A 21,420-nucleotide genomic window follows, 5' to 3' on the forward strand; every position below is an offset into this window, starting at 1 on the left:
TTCACTCGATCGTGCCAACCAGCGGTGAAATTTTCACCGCGACTCGCGTCGAGCGACAAGATGTGGCTGCTACCAAGGGCACTCGGGGAGGCATGAGGCGATGACGTACAGGATCGGCGCGTTCGTGGTGGACACGCGAGAGGGACGGGTCGCGCAGGTGATCGGGGTGGCGGGGAGCCGCGTCACCCTGCGTCGTCCCGGCGGGGGCCTCGAATGGGAGGTGCCGTTCGCTTCCCTGCGGCTTGCGACGCGGGAGGACCGGGAGGCGGCCGGGTTGTGGCCGGCCGGGTCGCGGCCCATGTACGGGTGCGGGGACTGCGCGCAGCTGGCGGCTGCCTATAAGGAGGCCGCCGCCGGGGACGATCCGGTCACGACAGGGGACGCCCTGGTGCTCCAGCGCCGTCACTGGCGGACTGTGCATATGGGGGGTGCGTGACCGTGCGGAGAATCTGTACGCACCGCGGGGGCTGGTCGGCCCGCACTCGGGGCGAGGCCCGCTGCCGCGATTGCGGGACCGTCCGCTTCACCGAGTACGCGGCCCTGAGGCCGCCGGGCCTCCCACACGCCCAGACCCCGCCCCGCCGTACCGCCCTCGCCGCGGACCGCGCCGCCGCCCGGCGCGTGCCGCTTGTCGCCCGGCGCAGGACCTGGTGGGGGCTGTGACCGGCTCCCCGGGAACCCCTCCGCTGGCGTAGTGCAACGGGTGGTGTTTGCCTGAAAGAGGGGTCACTATTCCGCGGACGTAGGAGGCGAGGGCCATGGGCGACACCACAGCTACGGGCCCGGCGCTGAACCAGCTCAAGGAACATCTGGACCGGGCCTCGAACGCAGTGAACGACGTGCTGGGGCTGCAGAGGCTCACGCCCGGAGCAGCCGAGGATGTTGCTGCCGCTGGGCAAGGGAGCGGCATAAGCATCGGGTGCAGCAGCTACAGCGTGGGCTGCGGCGGCGGCGGTCGGACGCTCCAGTAATAGCAGCGGCCCGGTGAACGCGGTCAGTCGTCGGACGCGCCGAGGCCCTCGCCCGGCCTCGGCGTACCTAGGTCACCGGCAGGCGTCATGAACCGTTCTGCCGCCGCCGGGTACCTCTACTATTTCGCTCACCCGGAGTTCTATGAGGTCCCGGATCGCCACCCCTTGACGGACGAATACCGGTCCCTTCTGCGCGAACGCCTTCCGGACTCCTGGCGGCTGGAGCGCGGCGACGTATGGCTGCACGCCCTGCCGCCGGACGCGGACACCAACGCGGTCGCGGTGGCCCAGGGATTCAAGATTCACGTTTCCGCCACCACCGCCTGCGCACCGCAGCTGCTGGAGCTCGTCGTGCCCGTGTGCGTCCGGGAACGGGTCGCTTTCAAGGCCGCAGGGGATCCCGCCCTGCTGGATCTGCTCAATTCGAAGCTTCAAGCCCGCGGAAGCTCGGGCAAGTTCATGACGCTGTACCCGCCGGACGAGGAGACGTTCCGTCGACTGCTGGACGCGCTGTACCGCCGCACGAAGGGCCGGGCGGTGGCAGGGCCGTACATCCTCTCCGACCGCCGGTACCGGGACAGCCGGGTGCTCTTCTACCGCTACGGAGGCTTCCGCCCCCTGTACGGACTTCATGTCGACGGTACGCGGAGCACGTACGTGGTGTCGCCGAGCGGTGAATACGTGGCCGACGAGCGCATGCCGTACTACAAGTTGCCCCCGTGGGCCCATGATCCCTTCGACGGCAGTGGCGGCAGTGACAGTGAGGTGACCGCTGCGACAGCGGCGCCGTCGGAGGAATCCGACGGCGCCCTGCTCAACGACCGGTACCTGATCGACGGCGCCGTGATCTTCTCCAACGCCGGCGGGATCTACCACGGCCTGGACACCGGCACCGGGCAGGCCGTAGTCGTCAAGGAGGCCCGTCCCGGCACCAATTGCTGGGCGGTCGACGGGGAATGGTGGGACGCGCCTCGTCTGCTGCGCCACGAATACGAGATGTTGTGCAGGCTCGACGGGCTGCCCTTCGTCCCGCGGCCGGTCGAGCTGTTCCGGGAGTGGGAGCACACCTTCCTGGCCGAGGAATGGGTGGACGCCGCCGGGTTCCACGACTTCTGGGCGCGTGAGGAGATCATCCTCGCTCCGTACATCCGGCGGCCCGGTCGCCTGGAGCGGTTCCTGCCGGTGTTCCGGCACGTGGCGATGACGCTCATCGGCATGGTGACCGCAGTCCACGAAAGGGGAGTTCTGCTCGGGGACCTCTCGCCGCAGAACATTCTGATCGACCCCGACACGCAGCGGATGTGGTTCATCGACTTCGAGAGCGCGATCCGGGAGAGCGGCGAGAACGAGCCGGCCGCCTACGCGGCCCGCTGGGGCACGCCGGGCTTCATGCGCCCGGAACGGACGAACCCCGGCGGCCGCCTGGAGCGGCGGGACGACTGGTACGCCGCCGGAATGATCCTCTACGGCTGCATCGTGCCGGTCACCTCCCTCTTCACGCTGCACCCGGAGGCGGCCGAGCTGTTCCTGGACAGATTCATGGCGCTGGGCGTGCCGGCGGAGGTGAGATCCGTGATCGACTGTCTGTGCCGCGGCGCGGCGGCGGAAGCCATGGACATCCTGACCGGCTGGAGCCCCTGAGTGACCGCGGAGGTGCCCGGCGGCCGGCTGCGGGCGGATGTGGCGGACACCGTGGACGGCATGGCCCGGTACCTGCTCGGCACCGCCGACCGGGAGCGCTCCGACCGGCTCTGGCCCGCCCATTTCCTGGTCTTCGCCACCAACCCGCTGAACGTGGCCTACGGCGCGTGCGGCCCGGCGCTGTTCCTGCACACCGCGGAAAGCGCCGGGGAACAAGTGGGGCTGCCGGAGGACATCCGGGCCTGGATACGGAACCGGCCGCTGGACTTGGAGTCGTATCCGCCCGGGCTGTTCCTCGGGCTGGCCGGCATCGCGGAGACCTTCTGGCGGATCGACCTGCCCGATGAAGCCCTGGACGCCATGGCGCTGCTGTACCGCTCCCCCCTGCTCGAAGCGGAACCGAGCCTGTTCCTGGGGGTGGCCGGCTGGGGGACGGTGAGCCTGCGGTTCCACGCCCGGACCGGCGAACAGGTGCACCTGGATGCGGCGGTGCGTGCGGGCGAGCACCTGCTGGCGACGGCGGAGCGGCAGGACGACGACACCTGCTGCTGGCCGTACCGGGCCGAGGGGCGGGTGCACTACGGACTGGGCCACGGGGCGAGCGGCATTGCGCTGTTCCTGTTGCGACTTTCCCTGGTGACCGGCCGGGACGACTTCCGCTCCGCCGCGGTCCGGGGCCTGGAATTCGACTTGGCGAACGGGAGCGATACCGAGCTGGGCATGCAGTGGCGCCGTTTCGAGAACGACATGGTGCGATATCCGTACTTGATCCACGGAAGCGCAGGGATCGGCAGCGTGCTGCTCCGGTTCCACCGGATGCTCGGCGACGAGCGCTACCTGGTCCTGGCGCGCCGTATCGCAGAGGACGCATACCTCACGTACTCCTTGCTGCCGAGTCTCTTCGAGGGAATGGCCGGCCTCGGGGAGTTCCAGCTGGACATGTTCCGGTGCACTGCCGAACGGGACTATCTTCACCGGGCATTCGACATTGCCGAGACGATGCTGATGTTCCGCGTCGAACGTCCGGAGGGGATCGCGTACCCGGGGCGCGTACTCAACCGGCTTTCGGCGGACTACGCGACCGGTGCGGCCGGGGTGGGCCTGTACTTCACCCGTCTGCTGCGCCCGGGCGGGATGCCGTTCCTGGACGCCTGACCCTCACGAACCTGACCCTCACGAAAGTGAGCGCGGCGTACGCGATGAGGGCGACCGACACGGCCAGGACGACGCCCCACGGGAGCAGGCCGGCCGCCGCCAAGGCTGCGCACAGCGGCAGGGTGAGAAGCATCGGGAGGATCCGGATCAGGGCGGTACGCAGGGATGCCGCGAGGGGTGTCACGAGAGGTGTCACGAGGGGGCTCCTTGGCGGGCGAGGTCCAGGTAGCCGGCCAGATCGGCCCAGCTTTCGGTGGCGGCGGGCGGTTCGCCGGACATGGCCTGCGGGGCGTCGCGCCAAGCGCTCCGGACGGCCGTGGAGGTGGTGGTGTCACCGCCGGTGAAGAGGGCGCCCAGTTCGTCCATGCGGGCCACCAACCGCCGGACCCGGGGGTCCGTGGGAGGGACTCCGGCCGTACGGAGCCGGTCGGCCCGGCGGTACAGCTCGGGCCACTCGACCTCCAGGAGATAGTGCGCAGCGGGACCCACGGCGGCGGCCCGGTCCTCCAGGAGGCGGAGGCCGTCGGCGTCGAGACGGTCCCGGAGGGCGTGTGCGCGGTCCGGGGCAGTGGCGCCGGTGGTCCGCAGGGCGTCGAGGAGGGCGGTGGTCGTCGGGGCGCGGCCGGCCGCCAGTTCGGTGTCCAGGCGCCGGAGACGGTCCCGCAGGGAGGTGAGCGCGGCGAGGGCGGCCTCCACGCCGGACAAGTGGTCCCGTACGAGCCGGGCCGGGTCGACGCCGCTGTCCAGGCAGACGGCGATGGTCTCCAGACCCAGGCCGAGGCTGCGGAGGGCCAGCACCTGGTAGAGGCGGACGAGATCGTCCTCGGTGTATTCGCGGTGCCCGCCCGGCGTGCGCCGGGAGGGGCTGAGGAGGCCGATGGTGTCCCAGTGGTGCAGCGTGCGCACGGTGAGGCCGCAGGCCTCGGCGAGTGCGCCCACCTTCCAGGTGGAGGCGGCGGAAGCGGTCATGAGACCACGATGCATCCTGACGCGACGTGAGGTTCAAGCGCCGGCCTGATGTGGTTCAAGCGGCCGGCCTGGCATGAGGTTCGAGCGGCCGCCTACGGGCCTGTCCTCCCGCGCCGTCGCGCAGTAGGGTGCGGCCGCCGCCCTCTTGAGGGCGCCGCGCAGCCCCGTACCGCTCCGTACAGCTCTGCACAGCCCCGTACCGCCCGTACCGCCCCGCACGGACCGACACAACGTTCCCGCGCAGGAAAGGGCAGTCGCATGAGGAAGAGATACAAGAGACACAGACGCATCGGCCGGATGATCGCGTCCCTCGCCGTCGCCGCGCTGTTCGCCGCCGCTCCCGGGGTCGCCACCGCTACCGCCGCCCCCGCCCCCGCACCGACGGCAGCCGATAAGAACCTCAAGGTCACCGTCTTCGGATCGTCCATCGCCTCCGCCCGCAACGCCGACGGGCGGCTTGCGCTCTTCGGGACCAACAGCGGCGACGGCGTCTTCCACCGCGTCCAGAACTCCATCGGCGGCTCGTGGTCCTCCTGGTCCCAGTTCGACGGTGCGCTGCGGGCCGTCGCCGCCGAGACCAATGCCGACGGCCGGGTCGAGCTGTTCGGGGTGACCGGCGCCGGGACCATCTTCCACCGCTGGCAGACGTCCCCGGTCGGGGCCTGGTCGGGCTGGGAGCAGATCGGCGGGCTGCTCACCTCCATCGCCGCGGCCCGCAACGCCGACGGCCGCATCGAGCTCTTCGGCACCAACAGCAACGGCAACGTCTTCCACTGCCGGCAGACCTCCATCGGCGGCCCCTTGTCGGACTGGGCCCTGTTCGACGGCGGCCTGACCCAGGTCGCCGCGGAGACCAATGCCGACGGCCGTATCGAGCTCTTCGGCGTCAACAGCGGCGGAGCCATCTATCACCGCTGGCAGACGTCCCCGGGCGGCGCCTGGTCGAACTGGGAGCAGATCGAAGGCTCGCTGACCTCCATCGCAGCCGCGCGCAACGGCGACGGCCGGCTGGAGATCTTCGGTACCAACAGCGGTGACGCCATTTACCACCGTTCCCAGAACGCCGTCGGCAGCAGCTCGTGGTCGCCGTGGGTGCAGTTCGACGGCGGGCTCAGCCAGGTGGCCGCGGAGACCAATGCCGACGGCCGTATCCAGCTGTTCGGCGTCAACAGCATCGGATACGTGTACCAGCGCTCGCAGACCTCCATCGGCGGCCCCTGGTCGAACTGGGAGCAGATGGACGGGCTGTTGAGGCCCTGAACCGCCCCCCAGGCTGTTCGTGTCTCCGCCCCCTCCCCGGGCGGAGACGCGTCCGACAGCTGGCCGGAACCGGCCCGTTCCGGCAGCCGTGGCCCGGGGAGGTGTGGGGCAAGATGGGCTTATGGGGACCTTCGCTGCGCACGATGGTCTGATCGCCGGCCGGTACCGCCTGTCCGGGCGGATAGGGCGCGGCGGCATGGGCACCGTATGGCGTGCCACCGATGAGCTGCTGGCCCGCCAAGTGGCCGTCAAAGAGCTGCACATGGACGACTCCGGCCCCGGCACCTGCGCCGCCGGTCTCTCCGACTGCGACCGCACGCTGCGCGAGGCCCGCGCCGCCGCGCTCATCAGTCACCCGAACGTGGTCGCCCTGCACGACATCGTCGTCCAGGACGGCCGGCCGTGGATCGTGATGGAGCTCGTGGACGGGCGCGCGCTGTCCGAAGTGCTCGCGGCGGAGGGGCCGGTGGGCCCGCGGGAGACGGCGCGGATCGCGATCGCCCTGCTGTCCGCCCTGCGCGCGGCGCACGCCCGCGGCGTTCTGCACCGCGACATCAAGCCACCCAACGTCCTCCTGGAATCGGCCACCGGCCGCGTCGTGCTGACGGACTTCGGCATCGCCCAGGTGCGCGGCGCCACGACGATCACCGAGACGGGCGCATTCGTCGGATCGCCCGAGTACACCGCGCCGGAGCGCATGTCGGGCGGCCCTGCGGGCCCCGCGGCCGACCTGTGGTCCCTGGGGGTGCTGATGTGCGCGGCCCTCAGCGGAGTGACCCCCTTCCGGCGCGACTCGCTGGGCGGCATCCTGCACGCCGTCGTCCACGACGAGATACGCCCGCCCGCAGCCGCGGCCCCCCTGCTGCCCGTCGTCCAGGGACTGCTGGAGCGCGATCCGGTGCACCGCATGGGCGCCGACGAAGCGGAGCGGCTGCTGCACGCCTATCTGGCCTCCGGGTGGGTCGATGACGGCCTCGTCAGGCCCGCGTACATCCCGCGCGTGCGCACCGTCCTCATGGCCGCCGTCGCCGTCGTCACCCTGGCCGGCACGGGAGCCGGCCTCGCCGTCGTGCTGGCCGAGCGCGGTGCGGACGCCGACGGCGACCGGCCCGCGCAGGTCTCCAGCGGGACGCCGGCCCGCTCGCCCGGGCCGCCCGTCACGCGCGAACCCCCGGTGAGCGCGCCCGTACGGCCCCCGGAGGGGTACCACGCGGTGCAGGACCCCGCGGGCTTCGCGCTGGCCGTGCCCGACGGCTTCACCCGCTCCTTCGAACCGCCGCGGGTCTTCTACTACTCGCCCGACCGGCAGTTCCGCCTCGGCATCCTCATCCAGGACCCGCGCGCCGGCGGCCCCGCGGGCACCCTGCGCGCCGCGGCCGCCGCAGCCCCGGACCGCTACCCGGGCTACCGCTCCGCCACCGTCCGTGAGACCACACACAAGGGATATCCGGCAGCCGCCTGGGAGTTCACGTGGGACGGGCCCGAGGCGGAGTCGGGCGGGACGGTGCGCACGTACGACACCTGCTGGGAGGAGGGAGGGAAGATGTACGAGGTGTGGGTGGCGGGGCCCGCGGGGAAGGCGGCGCAGGCCCGGCGGCACGCCCAGGCCGTACTCGACTCGTTCATACGCATCCGGCCGGTATCCAGCCCCTAAGGACGCATGCGGCAGGGTTTGCGCCTTCGAAGGTGCGCCCGCCCGGCCCCCCTTGGTAATGATGGGGCCATGACGAACGACGGGGGACGGCCGACCAGGCCTGCCGGGGCGAACGAACCCACCAGCTACGACCTTCAGCCACCGAGCGCGCCGGTCGCGGCGAACGGCGGCGCACCTGCCGCCCCCGGGAGCGTCCACCCGCCCGCCACCGGGACCGTCTACACCCCCGGCGCGCCGAACCCGTACGCCGCTCCTGCCGCTGCCGCTGCCGCTGCCGCTGCCGTTGCTGACGGCTCCGACCACGGCGCAGGCCGCCGCATAGGCAACCGCTACCGGCTGATCTCGCGCCTCGGCCACGGCGGCATGGGCACCGTCTGGAAGGCGCACGACGAGGTCGTCGACCGCGAGGTCGCCGTGAAGGAGCCCCGCGTACCGGACCACCTGCCCGCGTCCCTGCGGGAGAACGTCCACCACCGCATGCAGCGCGAGGCCCGCGCCGCGGCCCGCGTCGCCCACCCCTCGGTCGTCGCCGTCCACGACGTCGTCGTCGAGGACGGCCGCCCCTGGATCGTCATGGAGCTCGTCCGCGGGAGTTCGCTCGGCGACCGGCTGGCGGAGGGCACCCTGGACCCGCGCGAGGCGGCCCGCATCGGCCTCGCCGTCCTGAACGCGCTCGGCGCCGCCCATGAGGCCGGCGTGCTGCACCGCGACGTCAAGCCGGACAACGTCCTGCTCGGCCGGGACGAGCGCGTCGTCCTCACCGACTTCGGCATCGCCCAGATCGAGGGCGAGCAAGGCCTTACGGAGACGGGCGCGTTCGTCGGCTCGCCCGAGTACGTGGCGCCCGAGCGCGTCCTGGGGCAGCGGCCGGGACCCGAGTCCGACCTGTGGTCGCTGGGCGTCGTGCTGTACAGGGCGGTGGAGGGCGTCTCCCCGTTCCGCCGCTCCAACGCGCAGGCCACCATGCAGGCCATCCTGTCCGCGGAACCGCAGATGCCGTCGCGCGGTGCGGGTGTGCTGGGCGCGCTCGTCATGGGGCTGCTCCACAAGAACCCTGCGGCCCGGCCCGGTACGGCCGAGATCAGACGGACGCTGGAGGCGCTCGCCCGCCCGGCGTCGTCCGAGGAGCCCGCCTTCGGCGCGACCCGCCCCCCGCAGGCCACCGGCAGCAAGTGGGTCCCGCCCGTCCTGCACGGCAACCGCAAGGCGCAGTGGGGGCTCGGCGCCGGCGTGGTGGCCGTGGCGACGGCCGCCACGCTGCTGATCGTCAACCCGTTCGCCGTAGGACCGGCCATCCCGCTGCACTGGAAGGTGCGCGACGAGCCGGAGATCGTACGGGCGTCGATGGCGGTCCCCGAGGAGTACGAGAAGTCCATCAACAGCGACATCAACTGGGTCTACTTCCAGGACCCCAGTGACGTGTTCGGCATCTCGCTGGACAAGGACACCGCGGAGCAGCGGTCCAAGAGCACGGGAAGCGACGAACCGAAGGACATCGGCACGCCGGAGGAAGAGGCCAAGAGGCTTATCAAGCGGTACACCACGGACTCCGGGACCAAGCTCACCGACGCCAAGGCCACGACCGTCGAGGCGTCCCCGCACGACGGCATGAAGGCGGCCGAGGTCGTCACCGTCTTCCGCAGGTCCGGAAGCAACGAGACCGACCCCAAGAGACGCCTGCGCACCGAGATCATCGTCAACGACGCCAAGACCGTGTCGTGGACCCTGGAGGTCCGGATGCCCGAGAAGGGCGAAGGGCGCAAGGCGGGCGACAAGCTCTTCGAGGACGTCCTCAAGTACCTGAAGATCCAGGACAAGTGAGAAATCCCTGATCAATGACGTGATCGGGCCGCGCGATGACGTGATCGGGTTACCGACGGGTATTCAAGCGGCCGTGGTCCGTCATACGCTCCCCGTATGACGGACTCGCGGCACAGCGCACCGGAAGTGGCGGCAGTGACGACGGCGGAGGCGGACCCCGTATCCGGGCCACCCGCCGAAGGGAACGCCGCCGAAGGGAACCCTGCCGAAGGGAACCCTGCCGGGGGGAACGCCTCCGGAGGCAACCCCGTCGCCCCGCCCGGCACCCGCACCGTCGAGGACGTCGTCACCCCCTCCACCGTCGCCCGTCTCACCCGCGGCGTCATCGGCTCCGGCAGCACCGTCAGCCACGCGCCCCTCACCGGGCGGAAGCTCGCCGACCTGCCCGAGTCCACCCCGGAGGACGTGGCCACCGCCTTCGCCCGCGCCCGTGAGGCGCAACTGCACTGGGCCGCGGTGCCCGTGGGCGAGCGCGCCGCCGTCCTGCTGCGCTTCCACGACCTCCTCCTCGACCGGCAGTCCGGGATCCTCGACCTCATCCAGGCCGAGACCGGCAAGGCCCGCCTCCACGCCCACGAGGAGGTGCAGGCCGTCGCCGTCGCCGCCCGCCACTACGGGCGCAAGGGGCCCGCCTACCTGCGGCCCAAGGGCCACACGGGCGTCGTGCCCGTCCTCACCAAGGTCACCGAGCTGCGCCACCCGCGCGGCGTCGTCGGCCAGATCGCCCCGTGGAACTACCCCTTCGAGCTGTCCGTGGGCGACGCGCTGCCCGCCTTCGCCGCCGGCAACGCCGTCGTGATGAAGCCCGACACCCAGACCGCGCTCACCGCCCTGTGGGCGCGCGAGCTGCTGATCGAGGCGGGGCTGCCGGAGGAGGTCTGGCAGGTCGTCCTCGGGGAGGGCCCGGTCGTCGGCCCGGCCGTCGTCGCCCACGCCGACTACGTCTCCTTCACCGGCTCCACCCGCACCGGCCGCGAGGTCGCCCAGGGCGCCGCGGCCCGTCTGATCGGCTCCTCGCTCGAACTCGGCGGCAAGAACGCCATGCTGGTCCTCCACGACGCCGACGTCGAGAAGGCCGCCGCCGGCGCCGTGCGCGGCTGCTTCTCCTCGGCCGGACAGCTGTGCATCTCCATCGAGCGGCTCTACGTGCACGCCTCCGTCGCCGACGCCTTCCTGGAGCGCTTCACCGCCCGCGCGAAGGCCCTGCGGCTCGGCACCGGCCTCGCCTACGGCGCCGACATGGGCTCCCTCGTCTCCCGGCGGCAGCTGGAGGCGGTGACCCGGCACGTCGAGGACGCCGTCGCCCGCGGCGCCACCGTCCTCGCGGGCGGGCGGCCCCGCCCCGACGTCGGCCCGCTCTTCTACGAGCCGACGATCCTCGAAGGCGTCGAGCCGTCCATGGCCGTGTGCGCCGAGGAGACGTTCGGGCCCGTGGTGTCCGTCTACCGCTTCCGGGACGAGGACGAAGCCGTCGCCCTGGCCAATGCCACGCCGTACGGTCTCAACGCCAGCGTCTGGACCGCGGACGGGCGGCGGGGCCGGGCCCTCGCGGCGCGGCTGCGCGCCGGCACCGTCAACGTCAACGAGGCCTACGCGGCCGCGTACGGCAGCGCACAGTCCCCCATGGGCGGCATGGGGGACTCGGGGCTGGGCCGCCGGCACGGCTCCGAGGGCATCCTCAAGTACACCGAGGCCCAGACCGTCGCCCACCAGCGCGTCATGCCGCTGGCTCCCGCCTTCGGGCTGGACGATGAGAAGTACGCGGAGTTCATGACGCGCAGCCTGCGGGTGCTGAAGGCGCTGCGCCTGCGCTGACGGGGGCGCATTGCCGTCGAGTCGCTGCCGCCGCGCGCGGCCGGTCAAGGCGAGTACACCGGGTTCGCCCAGTACGGACAGTACGGAGGTCATGGTGACAGCGTTCGACTACGACGTGATCGTCGTCGGCTCGGGCTTCGGCGGCGCGGTGTCCGCCCTGCGCCTGAGCGAGAAGGGCTATCGCGTGGGCGTGCTGGAGGCGGGCCGCCGCTTCACGCGCGAGACGCTGCCCAGGAACTCCTGGGACCTGCGCAACTACCTGTGGGCGCCCGCCCTCGGCCTCTACGGCATCCAGCGCATCCACCTGCTCGGCAACGTCATGGTCCTCGCGGGCGCCGGCGTCGGCGGCGGCTCGCTCAACTACGCCAACACCCTCTACGTACCGCCGAAGGCCTTCTTCCGGGACCGGCAGTGGGCCGGCATCACCGACTGGGAGGAGGAGCTGCGGCCGTACTACGACCAGGCGCGCCGCATGCTCGGCGTCCGCCTCAACCCGACGATGACGCCCTCCGACGTCCACCTGAAGGCGGCGGCGGAGCGCCTGGGCGTGGGGGAGACCTTCCGCATGGCCCCGGTCGGGGTGTTCTTCGGCGACGGCGAGGACGGCGACGGCACGCACCGCGCACAGCCCGGCGAGGAGACCGCCGACCCCTATTTCGGCGGCGCCGGGCCCGCCCGCCGTGCCTGCACCGAGTGCGGCGAGTGCATGACCGGCTGCCGGCACGGCGCGAAGAACACCCTCAACGAGAACTACCTCCACCTCGCCGAGCGCGCCGGCGCCGTCGTCCACCCCATGACCACGGTCGTCGCCGTGACCGAGCACCGGGAGGGGGGCCACCGCGTCGTGACCGTCCCGACCGACAAGCGCCGGGGGAGCGTCCGCCCGAAGGTCCTGCGCGCGGAGCGGGTGGTGATCGCCGCCGGCACGTACGGCACCCAGACGCTCCTGCACACCATGAAGGACAAGGGCCTGCTGCCCCGCATCCCCGACGGACTGGGCCGCCTGACCCGTACGAACTCCGAGGCCCTGGTCGGCGCGCAGACCGACGACCGCCGCTACGGGAAGGCGCACGGCGGGGCCCGGCCGGACTTCACCCGCGGCGTCGCCATCACCTCGTCCGCCCACCTCGACGAGCACACCCACATCGAGCCCGTCCGCTACGGCAAGGGCTCGAACGCGATGGGTGCGATGTCCGTCCTCCAGGTGCCGGTGGCCACGCGGGCGCCCCGGGCCGTCGCGTTCGCGGCGCGCTGCGTACGGCACCCGCTGCAGCTGCTGATGTCGCTCTCCAACCGGCGCTGGTCCGAGCGGACGATCATCGGGCTGGTCATGCAGTCGCTCGACAACTCCCTGACCACGCACCGCAGGAGCAGGGGCCCGGGCAAGGGTCTGCTGACCGCCAGGCAGGGGCACGGGGCCCCCAACCCCAAGCAGATCCCCGCCGCGACGATGGCCGCGAGCATCGTCGCCGAGGAGATCAACGGCTTCCCCGGCAGCAATGTCGGCGAGCTGATGGGCACCCCGCTGACCGCGCACTTCCTGGGCGGCTGCCCCATCGGCGCCGACGCCTCGCAGGGCGTCGTCGACCCGTACCACCGGCTGTACGGGCACCCCGGCATCACGGTCGTGGACGGCGCGGCCGTCTCCGCCAACCTCGGCGTCAACCCGGCGCTCACCATCACCGCCCAGGCGGAGCGGGCCATGTCCCTCTGGCCGAACAAGGGCGAGCCGGACCCGCGGCCGGAGCAGGGGCAGGCGTACGAGCGGATCGCGGCGGTCGCGCCGGTGAAGCCCGCCGTGCCGGAAGGGGCGTACGGGGAACTGAAGTTGGAACCGGGGCGGACGGCCGGGGCGGAGGACCCGCTTCAGCCGGGGCACCGCCCGGCGCTCCGGCTGCTGCCGCTGCTCCCGCCGGACGGGCAGGGGCAGGGGCAGGGGCAGGGACGAGGGCAGGGGCAGGGGCAGGGGCGGGGGTGCCGCCCGCCCGGGCGGTGACTCGCCCGGGCAGCCGCTTGAAGGGGGTCGCCGCTTGACGGGGGCCGCGCTCCTGCCGTCGCCTACCGGGAATCGCGCCCGCTACCGGGAGTCGCGCCCGCGCCCGCGCCGTGCGACGGCCACCGCTCCGGCTCCCGCCACGACCGCCGCACCGGCGACCCCCAGCAGCACGGGGGTCGAGGACGACGAGCCGGTCGTGGCCAGCTCGCCCGTCGCCGGCAGTTCCGACAGGCCGCCCTGCGGCGTCGGCTTGTCGGCGGCCGCCGTCACGGCCTTCCCGGGCCTGGTGGTCGTGCCCTCGGAGTCCTCGCCGGTGGTGGGCTTGCTGCCCGCGGCCAGGACGTCGAAGTAGTAGTACGCGCCGGCCGAGTAGCCGCACGTGTTGTTCCGGTCGGAGAAGAAGCCCGTCTGGAACGCCCCGCCGAAGCCGGCCGGCGCCTTGGCGTCGATCTTCAGGCGCAGGGACGCCTCCGCGAACGCGCGCGGCTTGAGGTTGCGCGTCTCGGCGAAGTAGCCGTAGTCGGCGGGCAGGGCCTCCCACCGGTGGGCGCCGGGGTTGTACCACTGCACGGTGACGTACTTCGTGGTCTCGTTCTCCAGGTTCTTGCGGTCCCAGGACCACAGCTCCATGGAGGCGGACAGGGAGGCGATGACCTTGCCGGACGTGTTGGTCGCCCGGTAGGTGAAGGCGTGCCAGCCGGAACCGGCGACGATCTCCCGCGGCAGGCCCCGGAGTTCGGTCGTCACCCACTTGTCCTGGGTGTGGTCGCGGCAGGTGTCCGTGCCGGGAGAGGCCGGGGCGGAGCTCTTCGACGCGCTCGGCGCGGGGGAGGAGGAGCCCGATGCCGACGGGGAGGCGGACCGGGACGAGGCACTGGCGGATGAGGACGCCGAGGCGGATGAGGACGCCGAAGCAGATGCCGACGCGGAAGAAGACGCGGAGGCCGATGCCGATGCCGACGCAGATGCGGACGCCGACGCAGATGCCGATGCGGAGACCGAGGAGGAGGCCGGGGAGGTGATGGTGGCCGGCCCGTCCCCCGTCGCGAAGGCGTGCGGAGCCACGAGGACCGTGGCCGGGCCGATGACGGCCGTGGCGGCGGCGGCCGCCAGCGCGCGGCGAAGCTTCATGGAATTACCCCATCCGGATCCGGAGTGAAAAAGGCCGTCGCGGTGGGGGGAAGTCGCGGTGTGGCCGTGCTGTGTGGCACGTACATGAGCATCGTAGGGGGCGCGGTCACGGCCGGGCCGCCGGGGGCGGGCGGGTGATGGATGTCACAGCGCGCGCCGGTGTCCCCGTATCCCCGGAGTATCCCCGGAAACGGCGAAGGGCCCCGGGCCGCCTCCGCGGGGGCGTGCGGGCGGCCTCGGGGCCCTTGACTGCCGGCACCGAGGTCAGGGCAAGGTCGGTGCCGCGGAGCGGCGCCGGGGGGAGCGCCGCGGGTCATGGGGTGGTGCGGGGCGTACGTCCTCACTGGTTCGACCAATGGCGGTTCGGGACCAGGAGGTTGGTGCTCTCTTGGCATCGTGCGGGATGGGCCGGACCCGGCGCAACCGTTTCGACCGGATACGGTCGGTTCCAGGCGTCCCCGGAACCGACCGTCCTTTCGTGGCAACCGGGCTGCTGTCCCCTGCTGACCGGTCGCCGTGCACCGGAGTGAGGTCCCACGACGCGCGCACTCGCACGTCTCACACTCCGGTGGATCCGCCCTGTCGGTGCCGGGCGCCCAGGTGAACAGGGGCGGAAGCCACGCGTGGATTTCAAGTGGGCCGCTCCTGGCTGGCGCGGGCATCCGGCTCAACGATGCGGGCCGCCGGGCGGTCACGCGCCGTCCGGGTGATGTGACGGCCCGGCGGTCCGAACCCGCATGCGGCACCTGTACAGATCCCCAGGCGTCAGATGCGGCCCCGGCACAGCTCCAGCAGCGTCATGGCGAGCGTGGTGCCCGGCTTGCCGAGCTGGCCGCTGTAGTGGCCGATGATCTCCATCTCGCGGGAGAGGTTCACCCGGCGCCCGCCGGAGGCGATGCGTTCGTGCTGGATCACGGCCGAGACGGCCATCCGTTCCTGGATGAGGCCGATGATCCTGCCGTCGAGATCGTCGATCCGCTGCCGGGCGCCGGTGATCACGCCGGCGGCCTCGTCGGTGCGGGCGCCGGTCTCGGCGGTGGGGGTACGGGTGCCGGTCATCATGCTCGTGGTCATGTCTGATCCTCCAAAAAGGGGCGGCGGCCCCCCGGAGCGACAGGACCCGGGAAAAACGACAGGCGCCCCGGGCCTTGTCGGCCCGGGGCGCCTGTCGAAGTCGCTTGTCAGTTGCTCAAGCAGCACGACCATGGCAGCCGGACGGGCCGGTTGCCATAGGTAAAGACGAAGGTCTGGTGCTTGCGCATGGGGGACAGTATGGCCCGCGGGTGCCGCCGGGGCCAGCCGCGGTCCGGTCCGGTTTCGGATGGTGAGACAAAAGCAAGCACCCGCGCCCCGGTAGAATCGACAAATACAGACCCCCTCCTCCACCGCCGGAAGGCCGCTCCCGTGTCAGCAGCACCCCCCGCCGCCCACGACAACACCGCGGAGCCGGTGCTCGTTGTCGACTTCGGCGCGCAGTACGCCCAGCTCATCGCCCGCCGAGTCCGCGAGGCGCGGGTCTACAGCGAGATCGTGCCCAGCACGATGCCCGTGGCCGAGATGCTCGCCAAGAACCCGAAGGCGGTCATCCTCTCCGGCGGCCCCTCGTCCGTGTACGAGGAAGGCGCCCCCCGTCTGGACGACGCCCTCGGCCTCTTCGAGTCCGGCGTCCCCGTCTTCGGCATGTGCTACGGCTTCCAGCTGATGGCCACCACGCTCGGCGGCACCGTCGACAACACCGGCGCGCGCGAGTACGGCCGCACCCCCCTGCACGTCTCCAAGACCGGCTCGACCCTCTTCGAGGGCACCCCGGCGGAGCAGTCGGTGTGGATGTCGCACGGCGACGCCTGCTCGGCCGCCCCCGAGGGCTTCACCGTCACCGCGTCCACGGACGTCGTGCCGGTCGCCGCCTTCGAGAACGACGAGAAGAAGCTCTACGGCGTCCAGTACCACCCCGAGGTCATGCACTCCACGCACGGCCAGCTGGTCCTGGAGCACTTCCTCTACCGCGGCGCGGGCATCGAGCCGACCTGGACCACGGGCAACGTGATCGAGGAGCAGGTCGCCGCCATCCGCGAGCAGGTCGGCACCAAGCGCGCCATCTGCGGCCTGTCCGGCGGCGTGGACTCCGCGGTCGCCGCGGCCCTCGTCCAGAAGGCCATCGGCTCCCAGCTGACCTGCGTGTACGTCGACCACGGCCTGATGCGCAAGGGCGAGACCGAGCAGGTCGAGAAGGACTTCGTCGCCGCGACGGGCGTCCAGCTCAAGGTCGTCGACGCGCAGGAGCGCTTCCTGAGCGCCCTCGCCGGCGTCTCCGAGCCGGAGGCCAAGCGCAAGATCATCGGCCGTGAGTTCATCCGCGTCTTCGAGCAGGCCCAGGCCGAGATCGTGGCCGAGGCCGGCGCCGGCGGCGAGGACGTCGCCTTCCTGGTCCAGGGCACGCTCTACCCGGACGTCGTCGAGTCCGGCGGCGGCACCGGCACCGCCAACATCAAGTCCCACCACAACGTGGGCGGCCTCCCCGAGGACCTGGAGTTCGAGCTCGTCGAGCCGCTCCGCCAGCTCTTCAAGGACGAGGTCCGCATGGTCGGCCAGGAGCTCGGCCTGCCGGACGAGATCGTCCAGCGCCAGCCCTTCCCGGGCCCGGGCCTCGGCATCCGCATCGTCGGCGAGGTGACGAAGGAGCGTCTCGACCTGCTGCGCGAGGCCGACGCCATCGCCCGCGAGGAGCTCACCGCCGCCGGTCTGGACCGCGAGATCTGGCAGTGCCCGGTCGTGCTCCTGGCCGATGTCCGCTCGGTCGGCGTCCAGGGCGACGGCCGCACGTACGGCCACCCGATCGTGCTGCGCCCCGTCTCGTCCGAGGACGCCATGACGGCCGACTGGACGCGCATGCCGTACGAGGTGCTGGCCCGCATCTCGACGCGCATCACGAACGAGGTCGCCGATGTGAACCGCGTGGTGCTGGACGTGACCAGCAAGCCGCCGGGCACCATCGAGTGGGAGTAGTCCTCCCGTAGACCCACACAGGTCGAACGCCGGTGCCGCCGCTCATTCGTTTGGGCGGCGGCACCGGCGTTTGTGGTGGGTACGCTGGCCGTACGGCCGAGAATCCCGTCTATGGGAGGAACCATGACCGCCGAACCGTTGCCCGAATCGCCGCTCCCCGAGCCCGAGCGACCGGCTGCACCGCGCTGGCCGGTTCCGCCGCCTGGCGGATTCACCGTGGATCATCTGTTCAGCTTGCCCGACCTCCCGCCGCACACCGAGTTGATCGACGGGAGTCTGGTCTTCGTGAGTCCTCAGCGGGATTTTCATGCGCTGACCGTCTACTTGCTGGAGAGCGGCCTGCGTCGCATGGTGCCCGAGGGCCTGAAGGTCAAGCGGGAGATGACGGTCGTGATCAATCCGAAGAACGGTCCGGAGCCTGATCTGTCTGTGGTGCGGTCGGAGGCGGTGACAAGCCGACGTCAGACTCGCTATGACGCGAAGGATGTCGTACTCGCCGTCGAGGTGGTCTCTCCCGACTCGGAGGCCCGCGACCGGGATGCCAAGCCTCGCAAGTACGCAACCGCCGGCATCCCGCACTTCTGGCGAGTTGAGATGGTGGGCGAGGAGGACCGGCCCGTGGTCTACGTATACGAGCTCGACCCGGCCACGAAGTGCTACGTCATCACGGGCGTTTACCACGACCGCCTCAAGGTCACCGTCCCCTTCGACATCGACATCGATCTCACCGAGATCGACCGGCTGTAGCCGACGGCGGAGCCCGGCGCGACCAGGCTCCGCCAAAATAGTGGCGCGATGGCGAGACGAGACGTATCGTTTCCATCCTGAGGTGCGCGCCCCGCGTACGAACCCCAGGAAGGAACCCGCCATGCCCCGGACCGAAACCCGTACCCGTACCGTCGAGGTCGCCCCCGGCGTCCACCTCTGGAGCGACGAGCGCGGCGCAGCCGACGACGCCACGCCCCTGCTGCTGATCATGGGCGCGCAGGCCTCCGGCCTCGGCTGGACCGAGGAGCTCACCGACGCCCTCGCCGCCCGCCACCGGGTCATCCGCTACGACCACCGCGACGCCGGCCGCTCCACCTGGTCCTTCGACCAGCAGCCGTACCGCATCACCGACCTCGCGGACGACGCCCTCGCCGTCCTGGACGCCCACGGCGTCGAGCGCGCCCACATCGTCGGCCTGTCGCTCGGCGGCATGCTGGCCCAACTGCTGCTCGCCGACCACCCGGACCGCATCCTCAGCGCCACCCTCATGGGCACCTGTGCGCTGAGCGAGAAGCCGCTGGTCGAGGCCGACGGCACGGAGACCGCCGTCGCCGACCTGCCCCCCATCGACCCGCGCGTCCTGGAGATGTGGGCCCGGCCCGTGGAGGACAACGGCCTGGAGGCCGAGCTGGACCGGCGGGTGGAGCACTGGCGGGTCCTCAGCGGCGAAGAACTGCCCTTCCACGCCGATGAGATGAGGGAGCGCGAGCGGCGAATCATCGAGCACTCGGGGCGTTACGACGTCTCCACCGCCCACGGCCGCGCCGATTACTCCGGCATGGACCGTACGGAGGAGCTGGCGCGCAACACCGTCCCCACGCTGGTGACCGACGCCTCCGCCGAGCCCGTCTTCCCGCCGCCCCACCCGCGCCACATCGCCCAGGTGATCGGCAACGCCCGGACGGTGGCGATGCCGGGCATGGGGCACGCGCTGCCGCGCGAGTGCCTGGGGCCGCTGGCCGAGGCGATCCTGGAGCACACGGAGGCCGCGGAGGCGGCGGAGGCCGCGTCGGCGGCGCCCGCTGCGTCGTAGCCCTGTTCCCGGCGGGTACCCGGCGGTAGCTTCCGTCTCGTACTCACGGAACGGAACGGAACGACCGGAGGGACGCCGTCATGTCGCAGACATCATCAGGACCGGCATCAGGACCAGCATCAGCACCGGCACCGGAACCGATCCCCACCGAACAGCTCCACTTCGCCATGCCCCCGAAGCACGAGTCCGTCGAGGACGAGCGGCGCCACCGCAAGGAGCGGCTGGCGGCGGCGCTCCGCCTCTTCGGGCGCCTCGGGTTCGAGGAGGGCGTCGCAGGGCACATCACCGCGCGCGACCCCGGGTTCACCGATCACTTCTGGGTCAATCCGTTCGGGATGTCGTTCAAACACATCACCGTGAGCGATCTGATCCTCGTGAACCACAAGGGGCAGGTCGTCGAGGGCCGCTACCACGTCAACCAGGCGGCGTTCGCGATCCATTCGCAGGTCCACAAGGCGCGGCCCGACGTCGTCGCCGCCGCGCACAGCCACTCCACGTACGGCCGGGCGCTGTCCGCGCTGGGGGAGCTGCTGGAGCCGATCACCCAGGACGCCTGCGCCTTCTACGAAGACGTCTCCCTCTTCGACGACTACACGGGCGTCGTGGTGGACGAGGAGGAGGGGCACCGGATCGCCACCGCGCTCGGGCCGCACAAGGCGGTCGTCCTGCGCAACCACGGGCTGCTGACCGTGGGGGACTCCGTGGACGCGGCCGCGTGGTGGTTCATCACGATGGAGCGTTCCTGCCAGGTGCAGCTCGCGGCGAAGGCGGCGGGGAAGCCCGTCCTCATCGACCAGGCGAGCGCCCGGCACACGCGCGACCAGCTCGGCAACGACCTGGCGGCGTGGATCAACTACCAGCCGCTGTACCAGCAGATCACGCGGAGCGAGCCGGAGCTGCTGGGCTGATCCGGGGGCCTGGCCGAGGAAGGCCCCGACCCCCTCCTGTCGGCGGGGGTCGCTCGTTCTTCCGGGCGCCGTTTCGGGGCATTCGCCCTGCTTACGATGGTCAGGAGCCGGGGCGTAGCCGCCTCGGCTCCGTCGTGTCGTCGTGTCGTGGTGCCGTCATGCCGGAGGGCCGTCGCGCCCGGAAGATCAGCACCTGAACCTGGTAGGAGAACCATGCGTCGCCTCTCCCGTTGCGTCGGGCTGCCCGCCGCCCTGGCCCTCGCCGGCATGGCCGTCACCGGATGCGGCGGCGGCGCCGAGGCGGAGGGGAAGCCGGGCCGGAAGGCGTCCTCCTCGTCCGCGCCCGCGGCGTCGCCGGCCTCGCCCTCCCCGGGCCCCGTGACCGAGAAGCCCGCCCCTCCGGCGAAGATGCTGCCCGGCGCCGCGCGGACCGTCCGGCCCGAGATGGCTCCCGCCAACGGCGAGAAGGTCGGCGTCGGCCAGCCCATCGCCCTCGTCTTCAAGCAGCAGAAGGTCTCCAAGGAGCTGCGCGCGGGCATCGAGGGCCGGCTGAAGGTCTCCACCTCGCCGAAGGTCGCGGGCGCCTGGCACTGGAATGAGACCAAGGGCGACACCCGCGTCCACTTCCGTCCCGAGAAGTACTGGCCCGCGGGGACCAAGGTCACCCTGGATGCCGGGCTCGCGGGCGTGCAGCTCGCCGAGGGTACGGCCGCCGCCGGCGACCGCACCGTCTCCTTCACCGTCGGCGACTCGATGGTCAGCACCGTCGACCTCAAGGCCCGCAAGCTGACCGTCGTCCGCAACGGCAAGACGCTGCGGACGATCCCGGTCAGCGGCGGCGACGAGAGCAAGGGCTTCGGGACGCGCGAGGGCATCAAGACGATCCTCGCCAAGGAGGGGCGGGTCGTCATGGACTCGCTCTCCATCGGCATCCCGCGCAACCACCCCGACGGCTTCTACGGGTCGTACGACTTCAGCATGCGCGAGACGGTCAGCGGCGAGTACGTGCACGCGGCTCCCGACAACGCCGAGTCCTTCGGCAAGGAGAACGTCAGCCACGGCTGCATCGGCATGTCGACGGAGGACGCCAAGTGGCTGTACGGGCTGAGCCTCAAGGGCGACGTCGTCCAGGTCACCGGCAGCACCAAGCCGAAGCCGATGGACCGCTTCGGCAACGGCTACGGCGACTGGAACATCGACTGGCAGGAATGGCTGGAGGGCAGTGCCCTGGGCATCCGCACCGGTGTCGGGGCAGGGGCAGGGGTCGGGGCCGGGGCCTGACGGCGGCACCG

Annotated in this window: 18 protein-coding genes; 15 read left to right on the forward strand and 3 right to left on the reverse strand. The window is 71.6% G+C overall.

What is annotated here, in order from left to right:
- Window positions 1-100: 100 nt before the first annotated feature.
- From IE241_RS16270 to IE241_RS16280, 4 genes are all read left to right on the forward strand, one after another.
- Window positions 101-436, forward strand: a complete 336-nt coding sequence (locus IE241_RS16270) for a hypothetical protein (RefSeq protein WP_190022443.1) — start codon at window positions 101-103, stop codon at window positions 434-436.
- A gap of 2 nt (window positions 437-438) precedes the next feature.
- The gene (locus tag IE241_RS34975) at window positions 439-663 is read left to right on the forward strand and encodes a DUF6255 family natural product biosynthesis protein (RefSeq protein ID WP_373300696.1); all 225 of its coding nucleotides are present in this window, start codon (window positions 439-441) and stop codon (window positions 661-663) included.
- A gap of 473 nt (window positions 664-1,136) precedes the next feature.
- The gene (locus IE241_RS16275) at window positions 1,137-2,612 is read left to right on the forward strand and encodes a class III lanthionine synthetase LanKC N-terminal domain-containing protein (protein ID WP_190022444.1); all 1,476 of its coding nucleotides are present in this window, start codon (window positions 1,137-1,139) and stop codon (window positions 2,610-2,612) included.
- Window positions 2,613-3,767 (forward strand): lanthionine synthetase C family protein, encoded by a 1,155-nt coding sequence (locus tag IE241_RS16280; protein WP_190022445.1) that lies wholly within the window; start codon window positions 2,613-2,615, stop codon window positions 3,765-3,767.
- Window positions 3,768-3,959: 192 nt separating this feature from the next.
- On the opposite strand, the gene IE241_RS16285 is transcribed toward IE241_RS16280, so the two are convergent.
- Window positions 3,960-4,736 carry a MerR family transcriptional regulator gene (locus IE241_RS16285; protein ID WP_229899328.1) on the reverse strand — a complete coding sequence of 259 codons (777 nt, stop codon included), beginning with the start codon at window positions 4,734-4,736 and terminating at the stop codon, window positions 3,960-3,962.
- Window positions 4,737-4,994: 258 nt separating this feature from the next.
- On the opposite strand from IE241_RS16285, the gene IE241_RS16290 reads away from it, so the two are divergent.
- The 5 genes from IE241_RS16290 to IE241_RS16310 all read left to right on the forward strand — a co-directional run bounded on the left by IE241_RS16290 (window position 4,995) and on the right by IE241_RS16310 (window position 13,282).
- Window positions 4,995-5,996 carry a PLL family lectin gene (locus IE241_RS16290; RefSeq protein ID WP_229899330.1) on the forward strand — a complete coding sequence of 334 codons (1,002 nt, stop codon included), beginning with the start codon at window positions 4,995-4,997 and terminating at the stop codon, window positions 5,994-5,996.
- 121 nt (window positions 5,997-6,117) lie between these two features.
- Window positions 6,118-7,650, forward strand: a complete 1,533-nt coding sequence (locus IE241_RS16295; protein WP_190022447.1) for a serine/threonine-protein kinase — start codon at window positions 6,118-6,120, stop codon at window positions 7,648-7,650.
- 69 nt (window positions 7,651-7,719) lie between these two features.
- Window positions 7,720-9,471: a serine/threonine-protein kinase gene (locus IE241_RS16300; protein ID WP_190022448.1), complete on the forward strand. Its 1,752-nt coding sequence runs from the start codon at window positions 7,720-7,722 to the stop codon at window positions 9,469-9,471.
- Between the two features lie 96 nt (window positions 9,472-9,567).
- The gene (locus tag IE241_RS16305) at window positions 9,568-11,286 is read left to right on the forward strand and encodes a succinic semialdehyde dehydrogenase (protein WP_190022449.1); all 1,719 of its coding nucleotides are present in this window, start codon (window positions 9,568-9,570) and stop codon (window positions 11,284-11,286) included.
- A 91-nt stretch (window positions 11,287-11,377) separates the two neighbouring features.
- Complete coding sequence (locus IE241_RS16310) at window positions 11,378-13,282, forward strand: GMC family oxidoreductase N-terminal domain-containing protein (RefSeq protein WP_190022450.1); 1,905 nt, start codon at window positions 11,378-11,380, stop codon at window positions 13,280-13,282.
- A gap of 81 nt (window positions 13,283-13,363) precedes the next feature.
- On the opposite strand, the gene IE241_RS16315 is transcribed toward IE241_RS16310, so the two are convergent.
- Window positions 13,364-14,029 (reverse strand): LAETG motif-containing sortase-dependent surface protein, encoded by a 666-nt coding sequence (locus tag IE241_RS16315; RefSeq protein ID WP_190022451.1) that lies wholly within the window; start codon window positions 14,027-14,029, stop codon window positions 13,364-13,366.
- Between the two features lie 34 nt (window positions 14,030-14,063).
- On the opposite strand from IE241_RS16315, the gene IE241_RS16320 reads away from it, so the two are divergent.
- Window positions 14,064-14,441, forward strand: coding sequence for a hypothetical protein (locus tag IE241_RS16320; RefSeq protein ID WP_190022452.1), 378 nt, complete (start codon window positions 14,064-14,066; stop codon window positions 14,439-14,441).
- A 737-nt stretch (window positions 14,442-15,178) separates the two neighbouring features.
- On the opposite strand, the gene IE241_RS16325 is transcribed toward IE241_RS16320, so the two are convergent.
- The gene (locus IE241_RS16325) at window positions 15,179-15,487 is read right to left on the reverse strand and encodes a chorismate mutase (protein WP_190022453.1); all 309 of its coding nucleotides are present in this window, start codon (window positions 15,485-15,487) and stop codon (window positions 15,179-15,181) included.
- A 330-nt stretch (window positions 15,488-15,817) separates the two neighbouring features.
- Between IE241_RS16325 and guaA the strand changes: the two genes are divergently transcribed.
- The 5 genes from guaA to IE241_RS16350 all read left to right on the forward strand — a co-directional run bounded on the left by guaA (window position 15,818) and on the right by IE241_RS16350 (window position 21,409).
- Window positions 15,818-17,419 carry a glutamine-hydrolyzing GMP synthase gene (guaA, locus tag IE241_RS16330; protein ID WP_190022454.1) on the forward strand — a complete coding sequence of 534 codons (1,602 nt, stop codon included), beginning with the start codon at window positions 15,818-15,820 and terminating at the stop codon, window positions 17,417-17,419.
- Between the two features lie 123 nt (window positions 17,420-17,542).
- Window positions 17,543-18,166, forward strand: coding sequence for a Uma2 family endonuclease (locus IE241_RS16335; RefSeq protein WP_190022455.1), 624 nt, complete (start codon window positions 17,543-17,545; stop codon window positions 18,164-18,166).
- A 121-nt stretch (window positions 18,167-18,287) separates the two neighbouring features.
- Window positions 18,288-19,220, forward strand: a complete 933-nt coding sequence (locus IE241_RS16340; protein WP_190022456.1) for an alpha/beta fold hydrolase — start codon at window positions 18,288-18,290, stop codon at window positions 19,218-19,220.
- An 80-nt stretch (window positions 19,221-19,300) separates the two neighbouring features.
- The gene (locus IE241_RS16345) at window positions 19,301-20,128 is read left to right on the forward strand and encodes a class II aldolase/adducin family protein (protein ID WP_190022457.1); all 828 of its coding nucleotides are present in this window, start codon (window positions 19,301-19,303) and stop codon (window positions 20,126-20,128) included.
- Between the two features lie 213 nt (window positions 20,129-20,341).
- Window positions 20,342-21,409 (forward strand): L,D-transpeptidase, encoded by a 1,068-nt coding sequence (locus IE241_RS16350; RefSeq protein ID WP_190022458.1) that lies wholly within the window; start codon window positions 20,342-20,344, stop codon window positions 21,407-21,409.
- Window positions 21,410-21,420 lie beyond the last annotated feature (11 nt).

Source organism: Streptomyces hiroshimensis (assembly GCF_014650335.1).
GTDB classification, from domain to species: Bacteria; Actinomycetota; Actinomycetes; order Streptomycetales; family Streptomycetaceae; genus Streptomyces; species Streptomyces hiroshimensis.